Below are 13,332 nucleotides of genomic sequence, written 5' to 3' on the forward strand. Positions count from 1 at the left end.
ATGATTGGTTTCCTTTAACTTGCAGCTCCGTTAGTCTAGTAATGTCCACAAAAAAGGTGTCAATCTCTCCTACATTGACACCTTCATACTTTTAACACCTTACATACTTACGCTTAAAACCAAGTCTTCCTCTATCAAGTTCTTTCTGAATACTCTCTGTAGCATTTAGCAAACTGCTTTTTTTATTATCACGTTTGACTTCAACTATACCAACTTCTTTTGCAATCTCGACTGCTTTTTCATGTAGTGGTACATATGATATTGCCACGGTGTTTAGGAAATTATTCATAGCGGATTTTGTTCGTTCTGGAGAATGATGAATTGTATCTTTCACCATTTCAAGCATATCGGAAATTTTACTTTCGGAAAATTCATTGTCTTTGCGATTTCCTAAAAGCCAACAGTAGCAACTCCAGCCTGCAGACATTTTAAGCTCGTCCCCACTTGCAATCCATTTATCAGCAACATCTTGTGCAATATTTGACTCCGATAAAGTTACTGCCACTACATAATCAGATAGCATATAAAAATATGCCCCGTCTATCCAGCGATCAAAATCAGACTTACTCATAGCTTTTGGATCGGCAATAATACCTGCAAAGTACATAGCATCGTAGTTACCTGTGGCATAAAGCTCTTCAGCTAACTCTTGATTTAATTTTATTTTTTTAGCGATTGGTTTCATAGCACCTGTAGCTACTCCGAATACTGGCTCATGCGCACCGTTAGATATGTATATTTTTTTCGTTCGTTCCTTACCTAGAGATTCAAGTTCTTGCATAACTGTTTTAAAATCCATAGTTGTGCAACTTCCTTTCTTCATGTGAAAGCCTTTTTAAGCCTTTCGTATTTCATGTGTTAATACTAATTGTATTCAAGGGGTATGTCTACTTTCTAAAAGTATCGAAACCGGTTAGTAATTTTGAAGGTTTTGATTTTGTGACTGCTACAAGCTATCTATAATGGTAAGAAGGTCACTGTAAGGTAAGGAAGAATGAAAAGTATGTATAGTTTTTCCAGTGAATATTTGGTATGATGGTGAATGGGAAAAATATACAAGTTGTTAGTGGTTCATAAAAGGGGGATTGAATTGAAAAGAACACCTGAATTCGTATTAGGTTTAATTGGTGGCATTTTGGGAATTATTATTTCCATAATATTAATAGTTGTAGCGTTTAATATTATGGAAGGTGTTGATTACGAACTTTTAGCTTATTACTCTATTATTTTAACGGTTCAAATAGGATTGTTCATTTTATCGTGTTTAGTAAACAAGGTTAATAATAAAGTTTATGGAGTTTGTATGATTGTGATTCCTATAGTTATGTTATTTATGTCATTATTCTTTTTACTTATTCCGACAATTTTACAAATTATATCTGGTTCATTTGCATTTAGGACATTAAAGTTAGAATCGAATGTAAGCTAAATATAATTATTAACGTCTGAATATTCGGTTTTTTAAACATTTTCGTTTGCAGTTCAAATTAACATAAAGTACAAAGTTGTACGCTTTAGGAGGAGAAATAGATGATTATTTGGTCTGGTTGGGGTTTTTTAGTCGCAATTATTGTAATTATTAATACTCTTTTGGGTAAGGCTATCTTTGGATCTATAACGGGGGACGCTACATATTTTCAAGACCATAGTTGGCCAATGGCGGTAATGTTTATTATATCAGGGGTTATGTCTTGGTATTTAGGTAAATATATTAATAAGCCAGATGGGAAAGTTTATATAGATGCCGAAACTGGTGAAAAAGTTATGTTTAACAAAAAGCACTCATTATTTTTTATAAAAATGGAATATTGGGGACCGATTCTAGGAGTTATTGCGATTGTAACTTTAATTACAAGATAAAAAAAGAGGATGGGTATAGCAAGAGTAATCTATTCAAGTAGAAGGAGAAATCAGTCATGAATGCAAAGAAACTACTAGGGGTAGCAGTTCCGGTCATGTTGTTATTTGGTTGTGGAGTTTCTGAGAAAACGAACACTTCTAAACAGGAGAAAACGGAAGAGTCTAAAGTAAAAGAATCGAAGTCTAATAGTAAGAAAGAAAAAGTTTCAAAGGAAGACTATCCTAATAAAGTGTATAAATTAGGGGTAGAGTTTGATAAGTTGTTTGCGGAGCATAACAATATTACAAGAGAGGTTTTTGACGGTAAGAAAAAGAAATCAGATATAGTAGATAGTGTGAAAGAATTAAATAAAGTGTTAGATAAATTTGAGTCAATAGATCCCCCTACAGAGTATGTAAACCAACAAAAAGATTTTGAAAAAGCAATTAGTTATTTTAGAGAGTCTTTTTCTTTAATAAATGAAGTATTCACCAGAAAAGAAAAAAGAGAAAAAGGTGATAAGACTGATAAAGAGTTAATAGAGAAATCTGAAAAGCTAGTGAAAGAAGGAGATATTTACTGGCTTAAGGCATTCAAAGATCTTGAAGGGGATATTAAAATCGGTGACGGTACAGTATCAATGAAAGATTTGAAAGAGTTAGATAAGAAAGCTGGAATTAATACAGATAACGTTATGAAGAATGTGAAGGATGGTACGGAATTAATCGGTAATTGGGGATTCCAAGGAACAGACGGTTTCAATATGTCACTCATTTTAAAAGGTGATAAGACATTTGAAACGTATGGTAAAGGTGAGTATCCAAATAAAAAGAATTATATTGAAGGAACTTGGGAATATGATAAGGAAGCTTTTACAATCTATTTACATCTCAATAAACGTTTAGTAGACGGTGTAGAAGATACAATTCAAAAAAAGAAAATAGCATATAAAGTTCAAGATTATGATGGGGAAAACTTGCAATTATTTAATGAGACGTCATTTAATACAATTAAGTATGTGAAGCAAAGTTAAAGTTATGTAGGACTAGGTTTAAATGGCCTGGTCCTTCATTAAAGTGCGAGTATGTAAATAATATGTTATCTTTCGTTCTGTTTACTTAGTATCATGTTATTCTTTAATAGAGTAATAAATGGAGTTTTGCATTAAATATATGAGGTTGGTTACAAATGATAAAAAAATTTACTAGATTAGTATTAATAGTGGTTATCCCAATCAGTCTTATTACAGGTTGTGGGGCTGCTGAAAAAACTGAAGCACAAAAGCCGAAAGCGGTACAAACGGAGAAAAAGGACTATATGGATTACTCATATGGTAGCAAAGGTATATTAGTAAGTGGCAAAGCGAAAGAACGGCAACAATACGAGATTGGATATATGGATGATAATAAGTTAATTGGGATTGACGAAAATATTGAAGACTGCATTATTTTAGATAATAAAGATGAAGCAGGTCTCATTTGGAAGCAAATAGAGCGTGGATCTATTATTGAAGTGCAATACGGTAAGGATCGCAATGATATCGTAGGCGTGCAATTCGTAGGAGATCGTGAGTCATATGAAATTAGTGATAAGTTTGATCGGAATACGATAAATGAGATTGTTGAAAACGTTAAAGGGAATTTGTAATAGATGTATTTCGATAGTATAGGATCTCTTATTATGAAATTGTATGCCAGTTATTTGTCTAAGTTTAAATTGATTATTTTGACGGTATTTGTAATTAGTTGTAAAATAATGTTTGTTGACGAATTTTATAAAAAGTATGTTAGATGAAATTCATCTGTAGGGATGACATATAAATATTTTCTTAATGGGTATAAGATAAAATAATTAAAATATATAAATAAAAAGAAAATATAATAGAAGTACATAGTAGATTTATATTTTTAAAAATTAATGTGACAATAAAGGGAGGTTGAGATACATACACGGTGGGAGTGTGTATGTATTTATTATAATAATGAATAAGACAATCAAACAACAAGTAATCGCACTATCAACAAGTCTAGTGATTTTAGGGAGCGTACCTTTATCAGCATCAGCAGAAGAGATAAACAACTCTCAAACTGATCAACTTAATATTGCCCAAGGAGAACACGGAACGAGCGGATTAAATTATTCTAATTTCAAGTTGGAAGTTCCTAATCATGTACAAATTAACGAAGCAGAAGTATCTGAAAATGAAAAAATGCTTTTAGAAGAATATAAGCATAAACATGATGAAACAGAAGAATTAAACAAAATGCAAAATGCTAAGAAGGGACAAGTAGCAGAAAAGGAAGCTATTTCAAACATTGAAAAGGCATTTGAATCTGTAGATGGTCGAAATGATGGATCTGATCGTCAAATGAAACCTGTTGCAAAGCCAAGAGGTATTCAATATAGTGCACAGAGTACGAAGAAATATGGAACACTTGCAGGAGTTCCATTTGTGGAGTGGATTGTTCCAGCAGGAAATCCTGATATTCGTCCTGCAAATCCGATGAAAGCACGTTACATTACAATTCATGAGACCGCAAATACAGCCGCTGGTGCTAATGCTGAAAATCATGCGAAATATTTATACAAGCAAGCAACTGAAGGCACTTTCCGAACAGCTTCATGGCATTTTACTGTAGACGATAAACAAATTTATCAACACTTACCAACAAACGAAAATGGTTGGCATGCAGGAGATGGAGATGGATCAGGAAACAGGGAGTCTATCGGTATCGAGATCGCGGTTAACCAAGATGGTGATTACAATAAAGCTTTAGAAAATGCAAAACGACTTGCAGGTTATTTAATGAACAAAGAAGGAATTGGTGCAGATCATATTTACAAGCATCAACAATGGAGCGGGAAAAAATGTCCTGACATTTTAATTTCACGTGGTAATTGGGCTGGTTTCGTACAAGGAATTCAGTGGTATGCAAATATAAATGCGCAGATTGATACGCCTTTACAAGATAAAAATGACTCATTTAATCCAAATGAAAATAATCCGGCTGAACCTAGCATGGAACTAGTGGTAAATGGTAGTGGCATCAATGTACGTAGTGATGCGGGTATTGAACATCGTGTTGTACGTAAAGCTTCAACCGGAGATCGTTACAAAGTATTAGCGGTTAAAAATGGTTGGTATAAAGTAGGTAATGGAGAATGGATTTTCTATGACCCAAGCTGGATTAAAATTAACTACAATGTACCAAAGGAAGAAGTACAAAAGCCTAAGGAAGAAGTACAAAAACCAAAAGATGATATTACAGGTGGCTGGTTTGAAGGGCATATTCGTAAATTAAACAGTCTAGGTATTATGCAAGGCGAAGGTAATGGTGTATTTGCGCCATATCGAAATGTAACGAGAGCGGAGTTTGCGAAATTAATCTCGAATGCTCTTAAACTACCAGAGGGAAATAAGTCATTTGTAGATATTAATGAGGCACATCCATCACTTCATGACGGTATTAAACGTTGTGCAAGTGTAGGAATTATTAATGGTCGTGGTGAAGGGATTTTTGATCCTAACTCACCAATTACTCGTGAAGAAGTATCTATTATGATTGACAAAGCATTACGATATAAAGGAATTACAGGTGAGTTAGTAGCATTACCATTTACAGATAAGCATTTAATAACATACAAAGAATCGGTTCAACGATTATACAGTCTAAAGGTAGTTAATGGTATTGGAAATAATGAGTTTGATCCCCGAGGTACAGCAACTCGTGGTCAGGCAGCTGCCTTTATTGTGAAGATGTTAGATTCAATGCAAAAATAAAAGGAAACTTTAATCAGTGAGGGCCACTCGCATTGCAATCGAGCAGTTTATTCACCGAATTTTGAAATGAGAGTTGTACTGTCCGCAAATAGCAGAATAAATGGTATGTAGAAGCTGACATTGGTAGAAGTAAAAAATAAGAAGAATTTGAAAGGAGCTATCCAAAATAATAATTTGGAATAGCTCCTATTTAGTAGGAAGAACAAATTGTATTTCATAGATTGTAATGTAGAATGCCCTTCCAAGCCCCTTATAAGCCCCTACCAAGTAATAAATCACTAAGAAAAAACAAAAACAAGAACAAAACAAGCGCGAAAAAATGAAACCGGCGTTGTAGTAGTAAAAAAATTGTAATTCGAATGCCAAAACCATTCCCGTATGCCTATCTTTATAATGAAGGATTAAAATTTTCCTATTTACTAGCAAAGAGTGGAGGGAAACATATGGCGGTATACCGTAATGTGCAGGTGAACTTTTGGCAAGATGAATTCATATTAGATTTAACGCCAGAGGAGCGTTATTTTTACATATATTTGTTAACTGGTACGAAAACAAAGCAATGTGGTATTTACATATTACCGAAGCGTGTGGCAGAGCTTGAAACAGGTTATAGTATGGAGACTGTTGAGAAGTTGCTAAACAGGTTTGTTGAGTATGGAAAGATTTTATATGATACGGAAACGAAAGAGGTATTCATAATAAATTGGTTACACTATAACCCTATTTCAAATACGAATGTGGAGAAGTGCGTATTACGTGAGTTAAAGACTATAAAAAGTAATGAGTTCATACATATATTTTTACGTAAATGCCTTGAAGAAGAATACAAGATTCCATTATTATTGCAGCATTTTGGTATGCCAAAAGAAGAGGATAATAGTAGTTCACAAGTAGTTATTGAAGAGAAAGAAGAAGCGGAAGAGATAGAGGTGGAAACCATAGAAGAGGACGTTCCAAATAGTGAAGTTTATAAGTTTTATGAACAAAATATTAGTAGTTTATCCCCATATATTGTGAAGGAATTGAAGAATTGGATACAAAGACTTTCTGGAGAGAAAGTGTTAGAGGTACTTAAAATTGCGTTTGAAAATAATAAGAAAACGTTAGCTTATGTGAGGGGGATTTTGAGGAATTGGTGTAGTGAAAAATTAAAGGATTTTAGTGGGGAGAAGTGCGTAATGGGAAGTTTAGAGAGAAGGAAATGTATTTTGAGTAGTGTATTTTAATTTACATTAACTTAACATAGAATGTATGTTCGTTTTTGTGAGATTTATGCTATACTACCATTAAATAAGGGTATTTTTATAATAGATAAAAAGATGCGGGGGGTACAAAGTTTGACTACTAGTACATCTGAGTTGTTTCAATATATTAATATGACAGAAGAACAGAAACAATTATCACAACGATATTTACAGACAAAAGAAGAAGAGATTTTAAAAGATATTCAACTAACGACAATTCGTGATCAAAAAAGAAGCGATTTTGCGGAGCGATTTATAAACGATTTTAGGAAAGTGCATAAACAAGATCCGGATTTTTTTCGATTATTTTACCATATACTCGAGGAGCAATTATTAAATGTTCTTGTAGTCCGTTTTGCGCATGTCAGTTTTTCTAAAATGAAGATTTATTTAGAAAAAAGTGCACTTCCTTTGGACAAACTTGTAGCAATCGCATGTAAATATTTATCCAGTATTTCAAGTTATGTGAATGAAGCAGATGTTTTTCTTAGAGAGTTAACAAGAGAGAATCCGAACTATATAGAGGGACAATTACATACTTTACCAACTAACCAGCAAGTAACATTACTTCTTGTAATGTTTGATGTAGATTATGAAAAGTTTCGTACATATAGTTCTTTATTGAATGAGAGGTTAGAAGAACATACAGAATTTATATTGAAACTGCTAGGGGAAAAGGAAAAGGTTGAAGCAGTTAAACGGTATTTAAAAGGTAAAGATGATAGTGAAGTATTTATAGGTGGGAATTTACCGGAACATATTTGGCGGCTATTATTTTGTGTTCATAAATATTCGAATGTTGCGAGGCGATATATTGAAATATTGGCGAAGAAAAATGTTTGGGGTTTTATAAACTATGCAACACGTTATATGTGTCACACTCTCGGTCAGTCTCAAAACTACAAAAAAACTGGTAGTGTAAATAGAGAAACATATGAAGAAATTCAAAGTTTTTGTACACAGTTTTGGATTTCTAAGGAAAGATTTTTTGCGCATCGTCTAAGGCAACATGATTTAAATAGTGAGGATTTTTGTAAGACGTATGAATATGAATTGCTATGCTTTATGTTGGAGGAAGATCCTGAATTTATTCAACGTACTTTGCAATATGTAAGTAAAATGAATTATCTCATCATCGCACGCACGTTAGCTGAAAAAGGATATGAGCTAAATATAGGGAAAATGCGAGAAGAATTTTTTGTTGCTGCTTTGCAAATAAAATTGTCTACAGTGCGGGATACATATCGTGATTATTTACTAGGGAAATTGTCACTTGAGGATATGGAGCAAATACTTAAAAATCCGAAATATAGAAGTATGTATTGGGGTATGCCGGTGTTAGAGGTTGCGCTTCTTTGGGATATAGATGATGTAGCGAAGAGGGAAGCTGTACTTACACTACAGTTTGGAGATGAAGATAGTGTTAATTTATACGAACTTCTTTACGAATGTTCTGTCAGAGGAGTAGAACCGAAACAAGTATTAGAAGATCTGCTTTCGTATGGATTAAGTAAGGAAAAGCTTATCGCTTATGCAGTTGAAGAAGCTGCATGCTACAGTGAAGAGCGAAATAAGGCGAAGGAAGCGCTTGTTTGTGTAATTGTAAAAGAACAAGCGTACATCATTGAACGATTTGATGAGTATTCTGCTGTGGCCAAAGCATATATTTTAGAAGAGTTAGCAAAGGATAACATGATTAAAATGCGTCCAATTTTAATTAAAAGCTTAGGAGATTCATCTAAAAAAATGCGTGAGTCTGTAGTTAAACTGCTTTCAAAAGATGTAGAAGCTGCAGCAGATGTAGCAGTTGAACTTCATAATAAAAAGAAAATTGTTCGTGAAAATGTGATGAAAATACTTATAGAGTATAAGCTTGAAAAATATACGAAACTTGTACAGGAAGCTTTGCAAGAAAGTAAAAATGAATCTTTCGCAGGAAAATTCTCGTTTTTATTTCAAACGGAGGAAGAAAAGATAGAAGAACTATGTGCACGTATTTTAACTGAACAAACAAGAAATTCACTTCTGCAATTGATTGGGGATGAGCCACAAATCCGTTTACGTGACTCTGATGAAATTGCTGATGCTGCAATTCCGTTAGCCTATTTACAACAGTATATTTCAGATGCTGTTATTGAGAAGAAAGAAACAGCAGAAGTAATTGGTAGAGCTTTAAATGAAGAGGACTTAAAAGAATATGTGCAAACAATATATCAAATATGGATTTCTCAAGACGCAGATGTGAAGAAACGTGGAATTCTTTCGTTATACGGAATGTATAGTGACGACAAAATGGTCGACATACTTATAAAGCAAATTGATGAATGGGTGCTTCAAATGAGAGGAAAGATAGCAGCGGATGCCGTTCGTGCTTTAGGTTTGTCTTCATCTAAGCTTGCACTTATGTCTATTCATGCAATAGCATTTAAATATAAACATAAGCAAGTACGTAATGCAGCAAAAGAAGCGCTAAGTCTTGCTGCGAAAACACGTGGTATAACAGAGGAAGAGCTGGAAGATCAATTGGTGCCGGACCTTGGCTTTACTATACATGGTGAAAAAATAATTGATTTCGGGAATCGAAGTTTTACTGCCATTTTAACTACAGAGTCAAAAATTGAATTAGAGACAGAAGAAGGAAAACGTATGAAGTCACTTCCAAAGCCGGATGCAAAAGATGATGTAGAAAAGGCTGAAGAGGCTAAAAAAGAATTAGCCTCTTTAAAGAAGGAACTCCGAAATACTCTTTCAATGCAAAAACAACGATTGGAAACGGCACTTTCATTAAAGCGTTATTGGTCACATAATGCATGGAAGTCTGTATTTATGGATAATCCAATTATGAAGCAATTTTCTATTTCACTCATTTGGGGTGAGTATAAGGAAGGGAAGTTGCTGAAGGCATTCCGTTATGCAGAAGGTGGCGTGTTCTGTACAATTGACGGGAAGAGTTATGAACTTTCATCTGGCACTGTTATTGGTTTCGTTCATCCGTTAGAATTGCCTGAGGCGGAGAAGGAATTATGGAAAGAGCAATTAGAAAGTGCGGGAATTGTTCAGCCGTTCCTACAAATTGAGCGTCCAGTGTTTGTAGTAAAAGAGAATGATGAGAGTGCTATTGAGAGATTTGGCGGTATTTTACTAAATGGTCGTTCGTTATTCGGTAAGATGACGAAGCTTGGATGGATCCGTGGGTCTGTTCAAGATGGCGGTGTATATTATACATTTTACAAAGAAGATACTCGTACCGGATTAGGAGTGCAATTGTCATTTAGCGGAGCACCGATTGGTTATGAAGATGAAGAAGATGTATGTGTATTTGACATTCAATTTTATAAAGCAGGTACAGTGAATCGTGGTTCATATGAATACGATGAGATTGATGATGAAAGACGCATTGTACCAAAAGAAGTAGATAAACGCTTCTTTAGTGAAATGTTATATGATGTGCAAGTAGCGACAGATTCAAATCTTGGGCATAATGAAAGTTGGCATAGCGAACGATAAGAAAAACCCCTTCATTGGTAGGAAAATGAAGGGGGTTTTTCAATGTTTCAAAAGGTTCTTTCATAATAGAAGCGAATTAGGGGGAAGAGGATTTTTATCCTTTTAGAAGGGATTGGTATCATGATCAAATAGATGATTTATCATACGACTACACTGAATACAGCGGGAATAGAAGGGAAAATGTTAACGTTACAGCCACGGTAATGATAGAAAAGACTTTTACTATATGTAAGAGTCTCTTTTTTTGTAAACGCGACAAAATTTGACAAAAAAATTTGTAGGAACTTGTTATAATTTCTGTTGGAATATTTTGTTTAACGAGAAATGGGTGTATAGCGTAAAAGATTTCGGTGTCATACAAATACATTTTTTGTTTTACATTCAAGGATTTCATAAGAGAAGAATTACAAAAATGAATGACATGGAGAAGTCATAGGGGGAGAGGAGATTTAGCATGAGTATTAAAGTAATAAGAGCAACAGGGGTAATGGGAGGAGCAGCAAGAGTTGCTGTAAAGGTAGATAACGAAGTAGTAATGAAACTTGAGAATAACGAAGAATATACGCTTCCTTTTGAATTAGATGAAGCGAATATTAAAGTAAAACAATTCTTTTTTGGAAGTAAAGAAAAGAAAGTAAAGGATGGCGATGTAGTAGAAATTAAGATAAATAGTATTGCTATGCTATTACTGATGGTGTCAATGATGGCTGTTTTATTTGGTTCGTCAATTGGTATAAATATTGTTGTTTTTGGTATGATAGGAGCTTTAGTTACATTAGTATACGGATTGAATAACTGGTTTCGTTTAGAGGTTAAATAATTATTGTATATATATTTATTTCAGTTGATTTACTATACATGGGATGAAAATATTTTTAAGTGGGAAATGGGGAGAATCAGTATGAAGAAAATGGTTGTAATATCTAGTTTGGCGCTAATAGTAGGTTTAACAACTGGTTGTAGCAGTGAAAAAACAAGTGGACCTAAAACAGTATCTGTAAAAAAAGAAAAAGAGTTAGTAGCGAAAGATATTTTTAAAAAAGCAGCTGACGGATTAAAACAAGAGGAATATCTTACATTGACATCTCTTATGTCAATGAAGGGGAGCGGCCAATCAGAAGAAATTAAAATGAAAATACAAATGGAGCCGAAACTGAAGAATTCTAGAGCTGAAATGAAAATAAGTGGTACAGATATTGTAACGTATGAAGTAGATGGAAAGGTCGCTGCTCAAGTGAAAAACCCTGATACAGGAGAGTTAGTTACGATACCTAATAATCAATTTAATGTAAATGATGTAATGGTCAGTAAAAATTTACTTAATGAGTTAGATTTACCGGAAGCTTTGGCTAAGAAAATGAAAGCAAAGAAAGATGGAGACACATATAAACTTACACTTGAATTAAAGGGAAAAGAAGCGGTAGATACGTTACAAAAAATTAATGGAGATATGAAAAAATTAACGGAAGGATTTAATATGGATGCGTTTAACATTGAATATATAATAACAAAAGATTATAAATTTGAAGAGATGCGAACAACTATAAAAGTGAGTGAAAGTAACTCAGATAAAAAAGCTAGTACAGATAAGGAAAATTTGGATGCAGTTGTGAGTATAAAGATTGATTCATATGAAAAGTTTGATTCAATTAAGTTACCAGAAGGGATTCAATAATTTCAATCGTAAAAGGATAAAAAGGAGCGGAAATCTGCTCCTTTTTTATTTTTCCTACTATTTTTAGAAGATTTATATGAATATAGTTGAACGGTACTTCATTTTTTTTCTGGAATAAATGTGAAACGTTGTATAAAATAATCAAGAAAGGCAAAAATTATAGGGGGAAAGTTGTGAAGAAAAATAAGAGTTTAATAAGTTTTTTAGGAGTGTTTATTATGTTGTTTTCTTTTTGTTTTCAAGGAAACGTACAGGCAGATGTAAATACTGTTCAATCTGGAAAAATCAAATCAGGAAACGTAACAGTATGGGAAGTTGGAAATGTAGCGAAAGTATTAGCGGATGTGGAGCGCTTAAATTTAAATACAGTAAATGTACCGATTCAAGTAGATATCCCAAATGTGACTTCTACTAACATGGTAATTAATCAAGCGCAAAAGCAACAAGCTATTATTTTAATTCAAGAATTATTAAAGCGTAATATTCAAGTTATAGTGGAACCGTTCCCATATATTCAGCAGGGGAATGTTGGAGAGACAGAATGGAACCCAAGTAACATTAATGATTTCTTCTGGAATTGGAAGACGGTTATTCTGCAAGATATTTTTAATTCCATTACAAGTAAATACAATGTGTATGGACTAAAGATTGCTTCTAATTTCGTGAATATGGAGTATGCAGAAGGATACTGGAGCGATACAATTGATTTTGTTCGTAATCAGTATAAAGGAAATATTTTGTATCAAATGAACTGGTGGTTAACAGCAAGCTGGGATCCTTCTTATGAAGAGAAGTTTATAGAGAAAATAAACCGTCCGTATTTAAAGAAGGTAGATATTGTTAGTATCGATAGTTGGTTTGAAGTTTCTGGAAAAAGAAATCCGTCATATGAAGAAGTGAAGCAAAGTTTATTTGCGACGACAGTATATAATCGTGGGCAAAATGTTGTTCAGCAATTGGAACAATTACATAATGCAACAGGAAAGCCAGTTTATTTTGGTGGATTTAACGTTCCAGCACGTGAACTTGGATTACAAAATCCATGGAATCCAGATGTTTCAAATGTGTTTTCGAAAGATGTACAATTAAATGGATGGCGTGCTTACCGAGATGTATTAGAACCGAAACCATATTTTAAAGGTTTTTCAATTTGGTTTATTGGCTCTAATGATAGTACACATGCGTATCAAATACATAGTAAAGAAGCAGAGACAGTTATTAACGGGTGGTACCGAAAATAATTTTTATAAAATAGGTAAGTTTTAAAGTTTACTACATATATTTT

The 13,332-nt window shown here is 33.6% G+C and carries 11 protein-coding genes; 10 read left to right on the forward strand and 1 reads right to left on the reverse strand.

Annotation, left to right across the window (positions count from 1 at the left end):
• Window positions 1–91: 91 nt before the first annotated feature.
• Window positions 92–799 (reverse strand): DNA alkylation repair protein, encoded by a 708-nt coding sequence (locus tag B9A45_RS13280; protein WP_084064122.1) that lies wholly within the window; start codon window positions 797–799, stop codon window positions 92–94.
• Between the two features lie 291 nt (window positions 800–1,090).
• Here B9A45_RS13280 and B9A45_RS13285 point away from each other — a divergent pair, with 291 nt between their 5' ends.
• The 10 genes from B9A45_RS13285 to B9A45_RS13330 all read left to right on the forward strand — a co-directional run bounded on the left by B9A45_RS13285 (window position 1,091) and on the right by B9A45_RS13330 (window position 13,288).
• Window positions 1,091–1,429, forward strand: a complete 339-nt coding sequence (locus B9A45_RS13285) for a DUF4064 domain-containing protein (RefSeq protein ID WP_000831724.1) — start codon at window positions 1,091–1,093, stop codon at window positions 1,427–1,429.
• 101 nt (window positions 1,430–1,530) lie between these two features.
• Window positions 1,531–1,860 (forward strand): hypothetical protein, encoded by a 330-nt coding sequence (locus B9A45_RS13290; RefSeq protein WP_000587853.1) that lies wholly within the window; start codon window positions 1,531–1,533, stop codon window positions 1,858–1,860.
• Window positions 1,861–1,916: 56 nt separating this feature from the next.
• Window positions 1,917–2,873: a DUF3994 domain-containing protein gene (locus B9A45_RS13295; protein WP_000992211.1), complete on the forward strand. Its 957-nt coding sequence runs from the start codon at window positions 1,917–1,919 to the stop codon at window positions 2,871–2,873.
• A 155-nt stretch (window positions 2,874–3,028) separates the two neighbouring features.
• Entirely contained in the window at window positions 3,029–3,487 is a 459-nt protein-coding gene (locus B9A45_RS13300; protein ID WP_000591634.1) for a hypothetical protein, read from the forward strand.
• 334 nt (window positions 3,488–3,821) lie between these two features.
• Complete coding sequence (locus tag B9A45_RS13305) at window positions 3,822–5,621, forward strand: S-layer homology domain-containing protein (RefSeq protein WP_097919659.1); 1,800 nt, start codon at window positions 3,822–3,824, stop codon at window positions 5,619–5,621.
• A 443-nt stretch (window positions 5,622–6,064) separates the two neighbouring features.
• The gene (locus B9A45_RS13310; RefSeq protein ID WP_000312089.1) at window positions 6,065–6,847 is read left to right on the forward strand and encodes a DnaD domain-containing protein; all 783 of its coding nucleotides are present in this window, start codon (window positions 6,065–6,067) and stop codon (window positions 6,845–6,847) included.
• A 111-nt stretch (window positions 6,848–6,958) separates the two neighbouring features.
• Window positions 6,959–10,372 (forward strand): DUF4132 domain-containing protein, encoded by a 3,414-nt coding sequence (locus B9A45_RS13315; protein ID WP_084064123.1) that lies wholly within the window; start codon window positions 6,959–6,961, stop codon window positions 10,370–10,372.
• 454 nt (window positions 10,373–10,826) lie between these two features.
• Window positions 10,827–11,192: a hypothetical protein gene (locus B9A45_RS13320; protein WP_000025025.1), complete on the forward strand. Its 366-nt coding sequence runs from the start codon at window positions 10,827–10,829 to the stop codon at window positions 11,190–11,192.
• A gap of 81 nt (window positions 11,193–11,273) precedes the next feature.
• On the forward strand, window positions 11,274–12,047 hold the full coding sequence (locus B9A45_RS13325; protein WP_084064124.1) for a DUF6612 family protein: 774 nt from the start codon (window positions 11,274–11,276) through the stop codon (window positions 12,045–12,047).
• Between the two features lie 173 nt (window positions 12,048–12,220).
• Window positions 12,221–13,288 (forward strand): glycoside hydrolase family 113, encoded by a 1,068-nt coding sequence (locus B9A45_RS13330; protein WP_000739760.1) that lies wholly within the window; start codon window positions 12,221–12,223, stop codon window positions 13,286–13,288.
• The last annotated feature ends 44 nt before the right edge of the window (window positions 13,289–13,332 follow it).

Source organism: Bacillus sp. JKS001846, from assembly GCF_900176455.1.
Lineage (GTDB): Bacteria > Bacillota > Bacilli > Bacillales > Bacillaceae_G > Bacillus_A > Bacillus_A cereus.